Origin of the sequence: Thermococcus sp. (assembly GCF_026988555.1) — an archaeon.
Taxonomy (GTDB): Archaea; Methanobacteriota_B; Thermococci; order Thermococcales; family Thermococcaceae; genus Thermococcus.
This window is the reverse complement of record NZ_JALSLB010000044.1, coordinates 31,617-48,729: the sequence shown is the minus strand read 5'-3', so window position 1 is coordinate 48,729 and position 17,113 is coordinate 31,617. Positions and strand designations below refer to the sequence as shown.

Below are 17,113 nucleotides of genomic sequence, written 5' to 3'. Positions count from 1 at the left end.
AAACGGCTGAAGCTTCTCTCGACACTGCTCTACACCATCCCCGGAATGCCGGTAACGTTCCAGGGTGACGAGTGTGGCTTCCTTGGAAACAAGAACCACTACGATGAGCAGCGGTATCCCCTCCAGTGGGACAAGTGCAACTGGAGCCTGGTCGACCACTACCGGAAACTGGCGAAACTGAGGGAAAGCGTTCCCGCACTGACCAGCAGCAAGATAGAGTTTTACACGGCCAAAGGCGGGGTCCTGGCGTTTTTCAGGGGACACAGGAACGAGGCGCTCGTCATCGCGAACAATGGAAACAACGCAACTCCAATCAAACTTCCGGCAGGAACCTGGAAGGAGGTCTGGCCCACTGTCGAAGGCTCCATTAAAGGGAGAATAAGCGTCCCTCCGGTGAGCGTGCTGGTTCTCATCAGGGAGACAGACGGAGAATGAGCTTTTACTTTTTGCATCTTTTACAGTCAGGGGGCAGGGAGTTGGCACGTGTATCACCCCCTTTACAAATTGTGATTATTATCAATTCAACTGTGGGATATTGTCTGAGATTATTCTAAAACCATGGAAATTAGAACAGGTAATCTTTATATAGATCCAAAGTATATTCCCCACCGGTGGGATAATATGGGACGGATTTCTATCGGGGTGCCCGGACTCGATAAAATGCTCCACGGAGGCCTTATTCCTGGGAGAATATACCTAGTCAAAGGGGGTCCGGGTATGGGAAAGACAACCCTATCTATGCATTTTTTGATGGAGGGCGTTAGAAAGGGAGAGGGAGCCCTGTATATAACCATGGAAGAACCCGCGGCGCACATAAAAACTGACATGGGTAAGTTTGGGTTTAACGTGGAACACCCCAACCTTAAGATAATAGATGCGACTCCAACTGGGACAAAGACAAACATACTGGGAGATATTCGGTACATGGAGTTCGGTATTAGTTTTGATAAGCTTATAGCGGGCATAAAAGACATCCTCAAAGAAGAGCGATACACACGGATCGTGATTGATCCGATAACAATGGTCCGGGTTATCCTTAACAACGAAGCCGCTTACAGAAAGACGTTCCTACTGTTCGTTAACACCCTCATCTCAAACGACGCAACTATTATCTTGACAATGGAGAGCGACGAGGTTGGTGTCGAAGAGTATCTGGCGAATGGGGTTATTGAGCTTTTCAAGTTTGTTGAGCGCGGTAAGGTTCTACGAGGGATAGGTATAAGCAAGTTCAGAGGAAGCTCCTTTGACGAGGAGATACGGCCGTATAGGATAACAAACAGGGGGGTAGAGGTTTATCACAACGAGTCCCTTTTTATGGGGGAGGAGTATTGAAACTTGGCATCCCCAAACTCGACAAGCTGCTGGGCGATATTAAACCCGGTGCTCTCATCCTTATATCCACCGTCGGCGACCTTGGAATAAGCATTGTTATACAGGCACTTAAGAAGAACAGCGGCGGCAAAGTCATCCTTGTAACATCCAGACTAGAGAAGCAACTCAAGAGGGTGCCTGGGCTTGAAAACAGCAAGTATTTAACCCTCGGGAAGGATTTTGGGCCGCAAGAACTCTTCAGAGTAACACATCTTATGAAGGAACTACCTCATCAACAGCTCATTGGAGTGCTCTTCCTTCAACCGTTGCTTATTTTTCACCCCCCGATCACGGTGTACCGTTTCCTCCTAGAACTCGCTGATATCGCAATCTCCCATGATTTTGTGCTTGTGACGATAATCGACAAGCGTCTCATTGACGACAGAACCCTGGCAATGTTTGAGGAGCTCTCGACGTATGTGATTGATATCATCGAGGTCCTGGAAGGATTTCATATAAAGCGGGGGATAAGGATTAAAAAATCACCCAACAATATCACAGGATTTTACACACTGGATGTTAAAAACGGGAACGCGGATATAGGTGAGCCCCTTGAATGAGTATTCACTCATTATTCTTCTAATGGGCTCTATCTTGGCATGCGGGGTAGCGTACACTATCGGTCTCTTTCATAAGCTTAACGTCTATACCGTCCATAGCAGGTATCTTGAGGCTACCCAGTTAACCGGCGCGGTGCTACTGATCATGGGGAGCTCAATAACCAGTGTGAAAGGGATAACCTCTCCATACTGGCCTTGGATATTTCTTCCAGTCCTCATCTCTTTTATCGGGGCTTCCCTGCTAGTGTTCCCTTTCTCCAGAATGGGCTACCTTTTCGCGGATAGAGAGACCCTGCTCCAGGCAGGGATCATCAGTGCTTCCATTGTCCTGTATTCGCAGTTCACTGCTTCTCAACTTAGAGGATTTGTCTGGGGCACTCTGGTTGTTGGAACCTTAATATTAATGATGCTGATGATAAAGATCCCCTTATCCCTCCGGATCAACATGCCGCTTGGCAGATGCATGCTCCGCCTAGCATCCTGGATCCTAGTCCTTCATTCATGGGTCAGATATTATGGAATAGAGAAATCAGCCACGTGCCCCCATTACTGGATTATGTTACTGTACCTCTCGGCCCTTTTAATGTGGCTCTATTCCGTGGTGATGGTACATTGGATTCTCTCGAGGTGGCTGTAATGGAGTGTCCAGCTATCTATGAACTCCCCGATTTGATACTCGGTGTCATCCTGATCATTGGATTTTTTAAGGGGAAAAACTCGATTGTAGGGGGTTTTTATCCTGCCCTACTTGCAGGTCTCACTTTTTTAAGTAGCTCAACCGTCCAGCTTTTCCTAGGAATCCATCTTGAGGTTTTAGAGTTCCTTGCGATGCTGATCTTTATGACCATACCAGAAAAGTTTCTCAGGAGGAGCGGTAGTAAAAGGTTCTCATATATCACGTTTGGTTTGATCGTCATCATTACCTCCCTGATCGTTGATATAAAAGGGGATGTCTCATATTTCCGTGTAGGTACCCTTCTATTTCTCTCGGTTATGATGGCTAAAGTCTATTTACACCCCGAAGTTGCTGGAGAAGGGGTAGCAGAACCTCTTGCACTTTCGAGCGGTTTTGCACTCTTAGGAGTGGTCGCCCTTGTTCTTGGTTTCCGTGTTTTTTCAAGCTTCCTTTACTTCGCCTCTGTTTTGCTCCTTATGATGATAACTATTGAAAGGGGAACCGAACTGAGGGCTCGAACCTAAGAGTTTGCCCCCAAACCGTTAAATACTACGGACGTGTTTTCTAAATAGCATTCACCCGAAGGTGCGGACATGCCCGAGCGCGTGATTGGTATCCTGGGTGGTATGGGACCCTTGGCGACTGCAGACCTGTTCAGGAGAATAATAGAAAAAACCCCCGCAAAGCGGGATCAGGATCATCCCCGAGTGCTCATCTACAACGATTCAAAGATACCTGACAGGACGGACTTCATCCTCGGTAGGGGTGAGGATCCCCGACCGGAGCTCCTGGCCGCTGCAAAGAAGCTCGAGGAATGTGGAGCGGACTTCATAATAATGCCGTGCAACACCGCCCACTTCTTTGCCGAGACCGTACGGAGGGGTATAGGCATCCCCCTCGTCAGCATGGTGGAGGAGACTGCTGAGAGGGTTAAAGAAATGGGCATCCGGAAGGTTGGCCTGCTCGCTACTGACGGAACCGTGAAAGGACTGGTGTACCACAGGGCGCTGTTAAAGCACGGCGTTCAAATAGCCCTTCCATCGAAGAAGTATCAGGCGATGGTTATGGAGGGCATCTACGACGGTGTCAAAGCCGGTGACCTTACAAAGGGGCGTGAGCTGATTCTAACCGTTGCAAAACGGCTGGAAAGGCGGAGTGAAGCTATAATAGCAGGCTGCACCGAGGTCAGTCTGGTGCTGAAGCCCGGGGACCTTAGGGTGCCCCTTGTGGATCCAATGGGCGTAATAGCTGAGAGGGCTGTGAGGCTTGCACTGGGAATTGAGGACTTCTAAATCCACCCCTTATTCCTGAAGTAGCCCAGCATGGTCAGACTGATTCCGAGCATCCCAAGCAGAACCGCTGGGTAGCCGTAGTGCCAGTGAAGCTCCGGCATGTACCCGAAGTTCATGCCGTAAACTCCTGTTATGAAGGTCAGCGGGATGAAGATCGTAGAGATCACCGTCAGTATCCTTATTATGTCATTGGTTTTCGTCGAAAGCGTGGAATAGTACAGCTCCACCAGGCTGTTGGCGAGTTCCCTCTGTCCCTCAAGTATATCGAGAACTTCGGCCACGTGCTCGTGCAGTTCCTCCATGAGCTTGGCACCATCCCCGCGGAAGAAGGAGCCACCCTCAAGCCGGAGCTTCCTGAAGGCCTCAAGTAGGGGAAATATTGTGCGTCTCATGAAGAGTATATCGCGCCGAAGGCCGTGGATACGGCGCAGGAGCCCCGCATCGGGTTTCTCCAGAATCCGTCCCTCGAGCTCCTCCATCTGGGAGCTTATCCTCTCAATTATCGGCACGTAATTCCCAATCACAGCCTCCAGGAGGGCAAAAAGAAGGTAGTCCGAACCGCGCTCACGGAAGAGTCCTTCCCCCTGACGGATGCCCTCTCTCACGGGATCGAAGACGTCCCCCTCACGTTCCTGAACTGTAATAACGAAGTTGTCCCTCAGGATAAGTGCCGTCTTCTCCCTTCTAAGACCTCCCTGAGTCTCGTACACCTGGTAGATTAGGATAAAAGCGTAGTCCGGGAAGATGACGACACGGGGATGCGCCGTGGGACGGGAGCTGAGCCTCGATGGGAATCCCCTGAGGTCGAGGAGTTTTTCCAGTTTTGGAATGGCGGAGAAGCCGGTTATGTTTATCCAGACTGTAGGATATTCTTTGAACTGGAGAGCGGATTCCGGGCCGGCCACCTTCCTGCTCATGAAAGAGTCCTTTGAATAGGCCATTATGGTTATTGGGGGGTTCTCCATGGGGATCACCCGAGGTCAATGACCATGCCGGAATGGAGCTTGTGGAATCCCTTTCCGTAGGCGTCCATGAACGCAGCCTCAGCCCGAAGGCCCGTGCAGTGGCCGGTGTAAACCTGTTCAACACCCATCTCCAGGAAAGCCTTCACGGTTCTCTCTATCCGTGCTCTTCCAGCGTTTATTAGGTGGAACCCACCAACGACGGCTTTCACGTGCCGTTCTCCCGTCATCTTAATGGCGTGCCTGACTATGCTCACTATCCCAGCGTGAGAGCATCCACTGACCACCACCAATCCGTCGGGGCCCCTAATGACCAGGCTCATATCGTCCATAAGGCTGTCCCGTACGAGCCTGCCGTTCTGAAGGGTGTAAACAGTGAGCTCGGACTCCTCAAACCCCTCACGTTCCCGAACTTCCCCGGTAGAGTAGATAGTACCGTTGATAATCTCGAGGGGTTCTGGGGTGAGGATGAGCTCGCCCAGCTCCTCGATCTCGGACCTCCTGAACGGAATCCCAACGCTTCTTAGATAGGGTTCTGTGATGAAATGAGGACGGAAGATATCGGGATGTGCTATTACCGGTACCCTCCTCCCGATGCTCTCCAGAACTCCTTTCAGGCCCCCCGTGTGGTCGTAATGGCAGTGGGAGAGAAAGACGTAGTCCACGTTCCTGGGTTCAAGTTCGAGCAGTTCCATGTTGTGAAGGAGGGGTTCGGCGCTCTGGCCGGTATCGAAGAGTATCCGCCTTCCTCTGGCCTCGATAAGAAAGCTGATGCCATGCTGCGCAAGGAAGGGACTCTCATAGCCCGAATAATCTTCGACAAGGGTGTATATCCTCATAAGACCCACCGAAAGAATTAGGGCGAAGGGGAAGTTATAGTTTTCGGAAACCGCAACCCCTTAAAACCATAGCATTGAAATTGAGATGGTGAAATGGATGGAGATAGGAGTAGTCGGAAAACCGAACGTTGGAAAATCGACCTTCTTCTCGGCCGCAACCCTAGTTGATGTTGACATCGCCAACTATCCGTTCACTACCATAGACGCCAACGTCGGGGTTACCTATGCAATAACAGGACACCCCTGCAAGGAACTCGGTTGTAAACCAGATCCGCAAAATTACGAGTACCGGTCGGAACTGGCTATGATCCCGATAAAGATGATAGACGTCGCCGGCCTCGTGCCGGGGGCCCATGAGGGGAAGGGGCTGGGGAACAAGTTCCTCGACGACCTTAGAATGGCATCTGCCCTGATTCACGTTGTCGACGCAACGGGCAAAACGGACGTCGAGGGGAACCCAACCGACCACCACGACCCCGTTGAAGATATAGAGTTCCTTGAGCGGGAGATAAACTTCTGGGTATTCGGTATACTAAAGAGGGGCTGGGACAAGTTCTCGAAGAGGATAAAACTTCAACACCTGAAGCTGGCACAGGCGATAGCCGACCACCTCACCGGAATAGGTGTGGACGAGGAAGACGTCTGGGAGGCCCTTCACAGTGTTGGACTTCCGGATGATCCTACGAAATGGAGCGATGAGGACATAATGACCTTCGTCAGGGAGCTGAGGAGAACCAACAAGCCCATAATAATTGCCGCTAACAAAGCCGATGCCGCCGCGGACGCCCAGATAGAGCGTCTCGTAAAAAAGGGAAAGAGCAGGGGATATATAGTGGTTCCAACCAGTTCCGCCGCGGAGCTCACCCTGAGGAAGGCGGCAAAGGCCGGTTTCATAGACTACATCCCCGGCTCGGGCGACTTTGAGATCCTTAAGAGCATGAGTCCCAAGCAGGAGAAAGCCTTGGAACTGATACGGGAGAGGGTTCTTGAGAGGTTTGGTTCCACTGGCGTCCAGAACGTTATAAACAGGGCCACCTTTGAGCTCCTCAAACTTATTCCAGTGTATCCAGTCGAGGATGAACACAAGCTGACGGATGGGTTTGGGAACGTCCTACCTCACGTTCACCTTCTCCCGGAAGGTTCAACGCCAAGGGACCTGGCGTTTAAGGTCCATACGGATCTCGGCCGAACCTTCCTGTACGCCGTAAACGCAAAGACACACAGGCGCGTTGGGGACGACTACAGGCTGGAGTTCAACGACGTGATAAAGATCGTGGCCACCGCGAAGTGACCCTAGCTTCGCGGGGTCCGCCCCTACTACCTTTTGGCATCTCCAGAGAAGATCAAACGGCCCGTTACCGGGGGACCGATGCTCACAACCTCATGAGCTCCTGGTACAGCCTCGGCTCCACATCCGCTCTACTGAGCCCGAGCATTTCAGCGGTCTCCCATATCTTTCTCTTGGCCTCCGCGACGTCCTCGGTAATGACCTCAATGTCAAGGAAGTCCCCTAAGTTCTCCACACGGTTGAGCTCAAAGGTTACGTCACCAAGCCTATAGACCCTGCGGTATTTCTTAACCCATACGTCCTCCTCGTATCCCAGTCTCCTGAGGATCTCAACGGTGGTTTCGAAGTCGGAGACCTCCACCTCAATCTCGTCGAATTCCTCGTTCTGTCCTGGATCCTTGATGAGCTTATACGTCAGAAAAGAGCGACCTAAATTTGATATCCGGCGGACACGGAGAAGCTGGGGATACGGAAGGAGAAAGTACAGGTCCTCCTGGATCTCCTCATGAACGAACTCGGCGCCTATTCTCTCTATCCTTCTCATGACACTGTTGAAGTCTACCCTGAATTTAACCTCAACCTCCATTCAGACACCTACCAAGAATCCTACCAGATCCCTGCCCTTGGTGAACCCGTCGAGGTAGAACACCTCAACACGCTTGAGGGTCGGCAACACTCTTATCGTGTCATCTATAAAATGATCCAGCTTCTCGCGGTCCCCCTCTCCTATTAGGGCAATCAATCCGTCCTTCCCACTGCGTGCGACGGCGAGAACGTTTGGCAGAAGGGAGAGCGTTTTCATGATGTGGTTAACGTACTTCTCAAGGAAGTCTTCTATTATCGGGGTTTCAGTCTGGATATATACGATGGCAAGGTCCCTGGGCCAGAGATCCCTTCCAAGGATTATGGTGTACTTATCTATAACCCCCCGTTCTTGGAGTTTCTTGATCCTGAAATGTATGGTTGACTCGGGCCTTTGCAGGTGCTCGGCTATATCGGATATGGTCAATCGGGCGTCCTCTTTGAGCAGTCTTAGTATAGCCCGATCAAGGTCGTCAAGTTGGGACACCATCACTCCCCCACCGTGGGTATATGTTATGTTTAACTCCAATGATATCTAGGATTTTACCGATTATAAAGTTTGTTATATCCTCCAATGTTTTAGGTTTTGTGTAAAATCCTGGAGATGCCGGCATAACAACTGCACCGGCCTGTGCGACCTTCATCATGTTCCGGAGGTGAACCAAACTCAGTGGAGTTTCCCTGACGAGCAGCACAAGCTTCCGGCGTTCTTTGAGGGCGACGTCCGCAGTTCTGGTTATCAGGTTGTCGGCGTAGCCGTTTGCTATTGCTGCCAGTGTTTTCATGGAGCAGGGAGCTATCACCATGGCGTCGAAGGGGCTGGAACCCGATGCTACCGGGGCGAAGAGGTCCATTTCCCCGTAGTCCGGCCGGAACTCAATGCCAAGCTCGTACTCTATCACCCTGAGTCCGACGTCGGAGGCTATGGTGATGACATCGTGCCCCAGAGACCTAAGTGTCTCCACGAGTCTGACGCCGTATATGGCACCGCTGGCCCCCGTCAATCCAACGACGATCCTCATATCGATCCCACACGAAACTTGGATAATCCAGTTTTAACCTTTTCCACCGTCCGTTGGACAAAGACGGTAAGTTTTTATACAACGTTGGAGAATTTAAAGTGGCTGATCGGGATGGGGAGTACCTTTGAGACAATGCTGAAGAGTGCCATTGGGGTAGCGAGGGAGACCAATGCCAAGGCCCTTGTGGTCTTGGGGGATGTGAAGCCAGAAGAACTGCCCCAGGTGAACATCACGCTCGTGGTAGTCGGCTCCGTGTTCGACATAGAGGATGAACGCGTCAAGAGGGTCTCGATACCGCACAATCTCGACCTCAACAACGTTCTGAACTTGATCTCGGCGTTTCTCCTGGAACACGAACTCCTCAATGAGGGTGATTCCTTTGTCTATGCCACCGAGGACCTGATCGGTATAAAGAGCGTTAAAAAGGGAATCTCTGCAATGCGCGGCTTCTTCGCCCAGAACCAGAACGTGATGCAGAGGCTTCTTGAGATAGCAATTGAGCTGAGTGTCGAAGGGAGGGAAGGCGCCCACGTTGGAACGGTGTTTGTGATAGGTGACACCAGAAACGTCCTCAAGCACTCTCATCAGATGATCCCCAACCCCTTCAAGGGCCACAAGATCAACGTTCTCGACAGGGACAGCAAAGAGATAATAAAGGAGTTCGCCCAGCTCGATGGGGCGTTCGTGGTCAGCGGCACGGGCAGAATCCTAGCGGCAGGGAGGTACATCGAGGTGGATCCCAAAGCGATAGACCTTATGCTACCCCCCGGACTCGGTAGCAGACACATAGCGGCCGCGGGTATAACCAAACTAACGAAGGCCATTTCCATAAGCCTCTCCGAGAGTGGAACCATAAGGATATTCAAAAACGGCCTCATGCTTCTGGAGTACAACCCGAGGATAAGGTACTGAAGGAAACTTTGCGCCAGCAAAGTTTCAACAAAAGGTTTTGACTTTCAGCAGGATTAATTTTGGGGTGCATTATCATGTGATTGACTGTTCTCACTGAATTCCCCGTCAGTCTGCAGTTCAGCTTGAGTCCCGCTCACCCAACGTCCGTCGGACGTCTAAAAACAGTGAACTCGGTAACAACTCAGAACGAAAGAACTAAATGAAAAAGCTCAAAAGAGCCACTGGTTCTCTATACACTCATCACAGGGCGGTTTTTCGCCGGCTATGGCCTTGAACTTCTTGTAGATACATTCAGGTAGCCCCAGCGGGCAGTGATCGGGGGTTGCTCCCGGCCGGACCTTGGTTGGATCCAGCTTTATCTTAATGAAGGCCTCGTACTCCTCGACTTTCTTCCACGGAAGAACCTTGGCACCGTAGATGACGAGATCGTCATATATCTTAGCGTAGTCGCCGACCACCGCGTTTTCTTTGAGGATGACGTTTTTACCCACCACGACGCCCTCACCGAGTATCGAGTCCTTCAGCTCCGCACGCTCCTTGATGATGTCGTTGCCTATAAGGATGGCGCGTTTGAGGTACGCCCTCTCGCCGACCACGGTGTTCGGGCCTATGTAAGTGTACGCCTTGATCTTTACACCGTGTCCGATCTTCGCACCCTCGTCTATGTACACAGGACCCTGAATCTCCACGTCTTCCGGAACCTCCGCGGTCTCTTTTATGGTGTAGTAGCCGTTCTCTTTGGAGATCCTGTCGAGGGCCACCTGATGGGCGTAGAAAAGATCCTCAGGCGTCCCGAGGTCGATCCAGTACGTTTCCCTCGGCATTTTGTGGGCGTAGACCTCCCCGGCCGCCACGAACTTGGGGAGTACCTCGCGCTCGAAGTAGACTTCCCTGTCCTTGGGTATAGCCTCTAGCACCCTCCGGTTGAGGACGTAGATGCCGGCGTCCACCAGGTTGGTCTTTGGTCTTCTCGGCTTCTCCTCAAAGTGGGTTACTTTCCCCTCCTCGTCGGTCTCGATAACACCGTAGCGCTCGGGATCGTAGACCTTCGTGACCGCAACAGTTATGAGACCGCCGCGTTCCTTGTGGGCCTCTATAAGCTCCCCAAAGTCGAAGTCGGTGAAAACATCACCGTAGATCACCAGGAAGTCCTCTCCAACGTAATCCCCAACGTTCTTGATGGCTCCTCCCGTTTCCAGGGGCATGGGGTCGTTAACGAACCTTATTGACTTCGGGTAGTCTCCCATCCTTTCGTCGATGAACTCCCTTATCTCACCCCTCATGTAGTGGACGGAGAGTATGATTTCGTCGATCTCTGATACCCGCTCAAGGCTCTCCAGCAGATACTGGAGGTTTGGTTTCCCAAGAACCGGAACCATCGGCTTGGGCCGGGTTGATGAGAGCGGCCTGAGTCTGGTCCCAAAACCACCGGCAAGAATGACAGCTTTCATAGCATCACCGGTAGTTACTTCGCGGGCGGACTTATATATTTTACGCTCATTAAATATGGCCTCGTTTGAGGGAGAAACTCTTTCCGGTGATCTGGTATACGGTGGCGGTCTTTCTAACGCAGGATCCAAGGCAGATACTGCGGAGGGGACAGGCCTCACAAGCGTCCGATCCCCTCTCAATCCGTTCAACGTACCCCATGCTCTCCAGTATCTTTATGATACCATCGACTTCCTCGCGGCTCATCCCGAGTTTTCCCGCGATCTCGGCTGGGTTTCTCTCCCCATCCCGTATGAGATTCAGTACCATCTCGATCTTGCTCATCTTCAAGCCCCCACCTCAAAGGCCCAGGAAAAGGCCGATATGCCATATCAGGATCCCAATTACTGAGGCCACGGTTATCATGTATGCGGTAGAGAAAGCGGCCCATTTCCAATTGCTTTCGGCCCTTATGGCGCCAATCGTCGCTATACATGGAATGTACAGGGTTGTAACGACACCAAGGACGTACGCTTGCAGCGGGCTTAAGAGTCCTGCCATCGCACCCCTGAGTGCCTCCTCTCCGCCGCCCACCCCGTAGATGATGCTGTACGTTGAGATCACGTTTTCCTTTGCTATTATCCCGAAGAGCAGGCTGACCGCGGCCCTCCAGTCCAGTCCCATCAGCCCCATGTAGGGGGCAAAGATGTGACCGAGCCGCTCGGCGTAACTCTTTCCCGTCCCGATGGCGGCGGGGTAGTTGCTGAGGTACCAGATGAATATCGACCCGATTAGGATTATAGTGCCGGCTTTTTTAACAAACTCCTTGCTCCGTTCCCAGGAGTGTAAAAGAAGTGTTTTCCAGCCCGGAAGGAGATACTCCGGTAGCTCGATCACGAAGGGGCTCTCCTCCCCCCCGATTACGAAATGGCTGACAATCCACGCAGAGAACAGGGCGATCAGTATCGCAAGGGCGTAGATGCTAACTGCCACAATTGCCTGGTTTCCCCTGAAGAACGCTCCGGCAAGGAAGCTGATAACGCTGAGCCTCGCCGAACAGGGAATGAACGGGTTGACGAACATCGTGACCAATCTATCCCTCTCATCTTCCAGGGTTCTGGTGGCCATGACCGCCGGAACGTTGCAGCCGAATCCGAGTATTAAGGAGATGACGCTTTTACCCGGAAGGCCGAACTTTCTCATGATCTTCTCCATCAGGACTGCCACCCTCGCCATGTACCCTACGTCCTCCAATACGGCAAGGACAAAGAACAGCAGGAACACCAGCGGGAAGAAGCTCAGCACCGCCCCCACACCACCTACTACGCCATCGACCAGAAGACCCCTGAGAGCTCCGCTAGTTATATGGGGAGCAAGCCACCCTCCGAAAGCGCTGAACTCTGCCGCCAGCCAGCCCTGGATGGGGAGTCCCACCGCAAACACGAACTTGAACATCGCGTAGAACACGAGCAGGAGGGCAAAGAAGCCGTATACCGGGTGTACGAGGATCCTGTCGAGCTGGTCGGTCAGGTTGGGACTTTCCTTTGATGTGTAGCGGATGAACCTGTGCATCAGTGAGTCCACGAACTCGTATTTCTGGCCCGCTATTATGAGGTCCATAGTCCTCCCGTACTTCGACTCTATCTCCCCGATGTGCGTCATTACCTCATCGAGTTTCTCCTTCCCCAGGTGCCTAAGCACGAGTTTCATGACCTCATCGTCACGCTGGAGGAGCTTCACCGCAAGCCACCGGGGGCTGTACTTCGTGACCAGCCCTGTCCCGCTGAGGACCCCTTCAATGTGTGTGATTTCGCGCTCGATGTCCGGTTCATACTCCGGAACGATTGGGGCAGTCTTTATCCTTCCATTGGACATCTCATATATCCGTTTTTTCAGGTCGTTCACGCCGATTCCGGCCTTCGCGTTGAGTGGAACCACGGGAATGCCAAAGAGCTCCTCCAGCTTCTTAACGTCTATGCGGATACCCCTCTTCTCCGCGAGGTCCATCTTGTTAAGGGCGAGCACCACGTTAGTTACGCCCATCTCAAGGATTTCCATCGTTAGAAACAGATTCCTCATAAGGGCCGTTGCGTCCACCACGTTAACGACGACATCCGGGCCTGAATTTAAAAGGAAGTTCCTTGCGACGAGCTCGTCCACGGAATGGGCCGTCAGTGAGTAAGTTCCGGGGAGATCAACGACCAGAAACCTCTGTCCCCCGTATTCAAACACTCCCTCCTTCTTCTCCACGGTAACCCCCGGCCAGTTGCCAACGTGCTGCCTCATCCCGGTTAGTGCGTTGAAAACCGTGGTTTTTCCAACGTTTGGATTTCCAGCTAGAGCAACGACCTTCATCGCCATCTTTGAGCACCCTCAGAGTTTTTTAATCAAAATCCTGGCTGCCATCCCCTTCCCCATCGCAAGTCGGGTGCCCCCGACGTAGAAGATTATCGGGCCTGCCGCATACGATTCAACCACATGAACCGTTATACCGGGGGTTATACCCATGGATACAACACGGCTCCTGAACTGGTGGCCCCCCTTGATATCGACCACGATGCCGTTCTCCCCCGGTTTCAGTGAGCTTAATGGAACAATCATGTTCATCACCATTAGGCTTCCCTAATACGTTTTACGTTCTATCGAGAACCTTAAAAAGCTTTTGTTAGCCTAATAAAACGCTAAGGTTCGAATCCAAAAATCAGTGGGTGCTATCCCCCACCGCAAACTCGGAAAGGTATTTAAGGGATTAGAGAATTAGAGATTGTTTTAGGTTTGGAGGTGTACACCTATGGAGGATGTTTCCGATACCAAGCCGAGGGGGAAGACTTCCCTTGGCATCGAGGAGAATTTGGAGGGCCTGCTAGCCTACCTGGGCTGGTGGCTGACCGGGATAATATTCCTTCTGCTTGAGAAGGACAGCGATTTCGTCAGGTTTCACGCCATGCAGTCAACGATAACCTTCCTGGGCATTACGATTCTCGCATGGATACTGGCCGTTATACCATTTGTCGGATGGGTACTGTCAGAACTCCTGTGGCTCTTGGGAGTCATACTCTGGATAGTCGGCATGGTAAAGGCGTACCAGGGAGAGCGCTACAAGTTTCCCTTCATCGGGGACCTGGCGGAGCAGTGGCTCGGAAAGGTTAACCTGTGAAGTTAGATTTTTAAGGCCCTCCATTATTTTTTCCCTATGCTTGAGTCGGCCGTCAAAGCAGTCCGGGAGTTCTCAGCCGAGCAGGGACTCACTGGAGAGAGCATTCTCCTGATGTTCTCCGGTGGGAAGGACTCCAGCCTGGCCCTTTATCTTCTGAAGGAGGCAGGCCTCGATGTATCCGCAATCACCTTCTTCCACCGCTGGAGCTGGAAGGAACCCCTATACTGGGCCATGAGGTTCACGAAAAGACTCGGTGTTGAGCACTACCTCGTCGATATAACAGAAGGTCTCCTCCGCGAGGCGAGGGGAAGAAAGGGGCCAGTATGCATCAATTGCAAGAAGGTCATGCTCTGGAACGCCAAGTGGTTCGCCCTCAACAACGGCTTTGACATCCTGGCCAAGGGCGACAACGCCAACGATAAAATTATTGGGGCCCTGCTTGATCAGTGCCACGGCGATATAAGGCTCTGTGATATTCCAAGGATTGGGATTCCCCTCTTCAGGCCCCTGATAACGTACACCGTCAGACGAGTTGAGAAACTGGCGGAAGAGGCCGGTATAAGGCCCTACCGCATGTACGAGCACGCGAGGCGGAGGCAGTGGCGCGAGGGCTGTCCTTTACAGTATATAGATCGGGAGGAAATCGTCACCGAGGAGCTTATGGATTTGGTTTACAGAGTTAACTGCAGAGTCAGCAAAATCGCCAGGCAGAGAAAAGTTCGCGTAAGCGTCCGTGTCCCGAGCTTTGAGATAATGGCCTGGAACCCGGATGAAGAAACCCTCCTTGAGGTTAAGAGTGTAATAGAGCGATTCAAAGGTGAGAAAAATGCTCCCGTCCGGAAAGCTTAGGAACGACGTTCTGCACGATGCAGTCTTCCCAAATCTCGGTGTGGAGGACGCGAAGGTAATCTATGGGCCCAGGGAAGGCTTTGACTCGGCGGTTCTCGAATACGGCGAGGGGAACTATCTCGTAGTCGCAACGGACCCGACGCTCGGTGTTTCCTGGGAGACCTTTGGTTTCTTCATTTACCACTTCGCCTCGAGTGACGTTGCCGTCTTTGGAGCAAGGCCAGAGTGGCTCGTGGTCGATTTGCTCTTTCCTCCCGGGGCTTCAACGGATTTCCTGAAAAAAGCCATGGAGGAACTTAACAGAGAATGCAAGCGCTATGGCACCGCAATAATCGGCGGGCACACGGGGGTTTACCCCTCGATTTCCGAGCCCACGGCGACGACAACGGCAATGGGGTTGGTGGGGAAAGACGAGCTTAGGCTCCCCCTCGCGAAGCCCGGAGACAGAATAGTCGTCACAGGCAAAGTTGCCCTTGAGTTCGCGGTTTCTTCCGCTTATTTTAGAGCAGACGAGCTGAGAAAGGTCCTGACCCCCCGGGAAATTGCGGAGCTGAGATCCCTCTACCGGCTCGAAACCGTCGTCCCGGACGCTTTAATCGCTAAATCTTTCGTCAGGGGGATGCACGACGCGACGGAGGGTGGTTTAACGGCGCTCCACGAGATTGCCGACAACTCTAGAGTTGGCTTCACCGTTTACGGCGCGAGGCTACAACTCAACCCCTTAGTGGAAAAGGTTCTCTCCTTTTACGGCCTTGAACCCTGGAGCGTATCCTCGAGCGGGACGCTAATAGCGATAGTCCCACCAGAAAAATACAATTTCTTAATTAAAGAATTAAATAAAAATGGGGTCAAGGCCTTTGAGCTCGGGGAGTTCACAGCTAAAAAGAGGCGCGTCCTCGTGGAAAAGGGGGAAGAAAGGCCGTTTCCAAGGTTTGAAGGCGACCCCTACGTGGAGCTGTACGGCAAGGAACTCACTTCACTCTGAACCTCAGCAACGCCGCCAGGCCCCCCAGCGCTTTCAGCTTGTCGCCGCCCTCGTGCCCAGAACTGACCACGATGACCTCGCCGCGGGAACGTCTGACGGTTTCTAGAAGCTCCTCGATTTTATCCCTGTACTCCCCTTTCAGCAGTTCGTCCAGAACCAGAAGGGTTTCAACCGCACCGTAGTTGACGGCCTCTTCAACTTCCCTCAGTCCGTAGGTCACCATCCCGGTGTTCCTTCCGATGCCCTCAAGAACCTTCTCGACGAGCTGGACTTCTTTAGCAACGCGGTTCTCGTGGTAGACCTTGTCAACCGTTCCGCGCTTGATGACCTCGTAGATGCCCGTTCTGCCGGTTACACTGGTGTCCTCAACGACGACCTTCTTGGCCAACTCCGGGTAGTTCTCGCGCAGGAACTTGTAGAAGTCTTCCTTCACGAAGCCAGGGCCCGCAACTATGGTTTTCTCAACCTTCTCGCGCCGCATTATCTCCTCCATCGTCCTTGCAACGTCGTGAAAGAACCTCTTTTGCTCGCTTTCCCTCTCGGTGCTGTACTGCTTTCCACCCAGATTGCGTCTGATACTGTTCAAAATCTCAACGCCGTACTCCCTCACCAGGGCCATATCTGCCTCGCCATCGTCCATGACGACTATCATCACGCGCGCCCGCTTGGAGGCCTCAACGGCTTCCTTAAGTCTGTCCAGGAAATAACCCCTCCAGCGGGGCTTCTGGATGGTGACGACGGTTCCCTCCTCGATAATTATCGTGTGGTACTTCCCCACGGGGACGTCCTCGCGTGAGGAGTATACTATGGGCCCGGTAACGCGCACGTGGTTGGCGAACTTGTGAAAGCTGACCTTTTCAGCCTTGATGCCGAGGAAAACGGGGATCACCTCAACTTTCTCCGCCCTCAGGGAATCGGCCCGCTGGCTCTGCTTGCGGAGGGTCTTGGCGTAGATGACGTCGCCTTCCTCGATTATGTGGTACAGGTGCCAGAGGTCATCGAGGGTCTCCGCCTTGACCTTTATCTTGCCCTCCTTGACGTCCTGGTGAATTATCTGCATCCCAACCACCTCAAAGGTCTTCGTATATGCCCTCTCGTCTTCCGATTATAACGACATAGACGGTTTTGAATCTTTACCAGAGCACCCACTAATCGCTTCTTATTTTGACGAGGCACACTTTTTCAAGAAA

Annotated in this window: 21 protein-coding genes; 11 read left to right on the top strand and 10 right to left on the bottom strand. The window is 52.3% G+C overall.

Going from position 1 to position 17,113, the window contains the following annotated elements:
- From MVK60_RS06835 to MVK60_RS06810, 6 genes are all read left to right on the top strand, one after another.
- Window positions 1-435: alpha amylase C-terminal domain-containing protein (locus MVK60_RS06835; RefSeq protein ID WP_297437784.1), on the top strand; the 435-nt coding region annotated here is incomplete at its 5' end.
- Between the two features lie 186 nt (window positions 436-621).
- On the top strand, window positions 622-1,332 hold the full coding sequence (locus MVK60_RS06830; protein ID WP_297437782.1) for an ATPase domain-containing protein: 711 nt from the start codon (window positions 622-624) through the stop codon (window positions 1,330-1,332).
- Window positions 1,329-1,931 carry a hypothetical protein gene (locus MVK60_RS06825; protein WP_297437780.1) on the top strand — a complete coding sequence of 201 codons (603 nt, stop codon included), beginning with the start codon at window positions 1,329-1,331 and terminating at the stop codon, window positions 1,929-1,931. Before MVK60_RS06830 ends, MVK60_RS06825 begins: the two co-directional genes overlap by 4 nt.
- Window positions 1,924-2,568: a hypothetical protein gene (locus MVK60_RS06820; RefSeq protein WP_297437779.1), complete on the top strand. Its 645-nt coding sequence runs from the start codon at window positions 1,924-1,926 to the stop codon at window positions 2,566-2,568. Before MVK60_RS06825 ends, MVK60_RS06820 begins: the two co-directional genes overlap by 8 nt.
- Window positions 2,568-3,131, top strand: coding sequence for a hypothetical protein (locus MVK60_RS06815; RefSeq protein ID WP_297437777.1), 564 nt, complete (start codon window positions 2,568-2,570; stop codon window positions 3,129-3,131). The genes MVK60_RS06820 and MVK60_RS06815 overlap by 1 nt, the downstream gene beginning before the upstream one ends.
- Window positions 3,132-3,200: 69 nt before the next feature.
- Window positions 3,201-3,899 carry an amino acid racemase gene (locus tag MVK60_RS06810; protein WP_297437775.1) on the top strand — a complete coding sequence of 233 codons (699 nt, stop codon included), beginning with the start codon at window positions 3,201-3,203 and terminating at the stop codon, window positions 3,897-3,899.
- On the opposite strand, the gene corA is transcribed toward MVK60_RS06810, so the two are convergent.
- Both corA and MVK60_RS06800 read right to left on the bottom strand, forming a co-directional pair.
- Complete coding sequence (corA, locus tag MVK60_RS06805) at window positions 3,896-4,864, bottom strand: magnesium/cobalt transporter CorA (protein WP_297437773.1); 969 nt, start codon at window positions 4,862-4,864, stop codon at window positions 3,896-3,898. The two genes, MVK60_RS06810 and corA, sit on opposite strands and share 4 nt — an antisense overlap.
- Window positions 4,865-4,869: 5 nt before the next feature.
- Complete coding sequence (locus MVK60_RS06800; protein ID WP_297437804.1) at window positions 4,870-5,700, bottom strand: MBL fold metallo-hydrolase; 831 nt, start codon at window positions 5,698-5,700, stop codon at window positions 4,870-4,872.
- 97 nt (window positions 5,701-5,797) lie between these two features.
- Between MVK60_RS06800 and MVK60_RS06795 the strand changes: the two genes are divergently transcribed.
- On the top strand, window positions 5,798-6,991 hold the full coding sequence (locus MVK60_RS06795; protein ID WP_297437802.1) for a redox-regulated ATPase YchF: 1,194 nt from the start codon (window positions 5,798-5,800) through the stop codon (window positions 6,989-6,991).
- An 82-nt stretch (window positions 6,992-7,073) separates the two neighbouring features.
- Here MVK60_RS06795 and cyaB read toward each other — a convergent pair whose 3' ends face one another.
- The 3 genes from cyaB to MVK60_RS06780 are packed head-to-tail and all read right to left on the bottom strand — an operon-like array spanning window position 7,074 to window position 8,592.
- Complete coding sequence (cyaB, locus tag MVK60_RS06790; protein WP_297437771.1) at window positions 7,074-7,574, bottom strand: class IV adenylate cyclase; 501 nt, start codon at window positions 7,572-7,574, stop codon at window positions 7,074-7,076.
- Window positions 7,575-8,060 (bottom strand): Lrp/AsnC family transcriptional regulator, encoded by a 486-nt coding sequence (locus tag MVK60_RS06785; RefSeq protein ID WP_297437770.1) that lies wholly within the window; start codon window positions 8,058-8,060, stop codon window positions 7,575-7,577.
- Complete coding sequence (locus MVK60_RS06780) at window positions 8,044-8,592, bottom strand: UbiX family flavin prenyltransferase (protein WP_297437768.1); 549 nt, start codon at window positions 8,590-8,592, stop codon at window positions 8,044-8,046. The genes MVK60_RS06785 and MVK60_RS06780 overlap by 17 nt, the downstream gene beginning before the upstream one ends.
- 111 nt (window positions 8,593-8,703) lie before the next feature.
- On the opposite strand from MVK60_RS06780, the gene MVK60_RS06775 reads away from it, so the two are divergent.
- On the top strand, window positions 8,704-9,504 hold the full coding sequence (locus MVK60_RS06775) for a diadenylate cyclase (protein ID WP_297437800.1): 801 nt from the start codon (window positions 8,704-8,706) through the stop codon (window positions 9,502-9,504).
- A 209-nt stretch (window positions 9,505-9,713) separates the two neighbouring features.
- On the opposite strand, the gene MVK60_RS06770 is transcribed toward MVK60_RS06775, so the two are convergent.
- Genes MVK60_RS06770 through MVK60_RS06755 form a run of 4 tightly spaced genes read right to left on the bottom strand, consistent with a single transcriptional unit; the run spans window position 9,714 to window position 13,539 of the window.
- Entirely contained in the window at window positions 9,714-10,955 is a 1,242-nt protein-coding gene (locus tag MVK60_RS06770) for an NDP-sugar synthase (protein WP_297437766.1), read from the bottom strand.
- A 49-nt stretch (window positions 10,956-11,004) separates the two neighbouring features.
- On the bottom strand, window positions 11,005-11,277 hold the full coding sequence (locus MVK60_RS06765; protein ID WP_297437798.1) for a helix-turn-helix domain-containing protein: 273 nt from the start codon (window positions 11,275-11,277) through the stop codon (window positions 11,005-11,007).
- A 15-nt stretch (window positions 11,278-11,292) separates the two neighbouring features.
- On the bottom strand, window positions 11,293-13,293 hold the full coding sequence (feoB, locus tag MVK60_RS06760) for a ferrous iron transport protein B (protein WP_297437764.1): 2,001 nt from the start codon (window positions 13,291-13,293) through the stop codon (window positions 11,293-11,295).
- Window positions 13,294-13,305: 12 nt separating this feature from the next.
- Window positions 13,306-13,539 carry a ferrous iron transport protein A gene (locus MVK60_RS06755; protein ID WP_367270869.1) on the bottom strand — a complete coding sequence of 78 codons (234 nt, stop codon included), beginning with the start codon at window positions 13,537-13,539 and terminating at the stop codon, window positions 13,306-13,308.
- Between the two features lie 184 nt (window positions 13,540-13,723).
- Between MVK60_RS06755 and MVK60_RS06750 the strand changes: the two genes are divergently transcribed.
- Genes MVK60_RS06750 through MVK60_RS06740 form a run of 3 tightly spaced genes read left to right on the top strand, consistent with a single transcriptional unit; the run spans window position 13,724 to window position 15,923 of the window.
- Window positions 13,724-14,089: a DUF4870 domain-containing protein gene (locus MVK60_RS06750; RefSeq protein WP_297437762.1), complete on the top strand. Its 366-nt coding sequence runs from the start codon at window positions 13,724-13,726 to the stop codon at window positions 14,087-14,089.
- Between the two features lie 36 nt (window positions 14,090-14,125).
- Window positions 14,126-14,938: a 7-cyano-7-deazaguanine synthase gene (locus tag MVK60_RS06745; protein ID WP_297437760.1), complete on the top strand. Its 813-nt coding sequence runs from the start codon at window positions 14,126-14,128 to the stop codon at window positions 14,936-14,938.
- Window positions 14,916-15,923, top strand: a complete 1,008-nt coding sequence (locus MVK60_RS06740) for an AIR synthase family protein (RefSeq protein ID WP_297437758.1) — start codon at window positions 14,916-14,918, stop codon at window positions 15,921-15,923. The genes MVK60_RS06745 and MVK60_RS06740 overlap by 23 nt, the downstream gene beginning before the upstream one ends.
- On the opposite strand, the gene MVK60_RS06735 is transcribed toward MVK60_RS06740, so the two are convergent.
- On the bottom strand, window positions 15,910-16,983 hold the full coding sequence (locus MVK60_RS06735) for an mRNA surveillance protein pelota (RefSeq protein WP_297437756.1): 1,074 nt from the start codon (window positions 16,981-16,983) through the stop codon (window positions 15,910-15,912). The genes MVK60_RS06740 and MVK60_RS06735 overlap by 14 nt on opposite strands.
- Window positions 16,984-17,113: the final 130 nt, after the last annotated feature.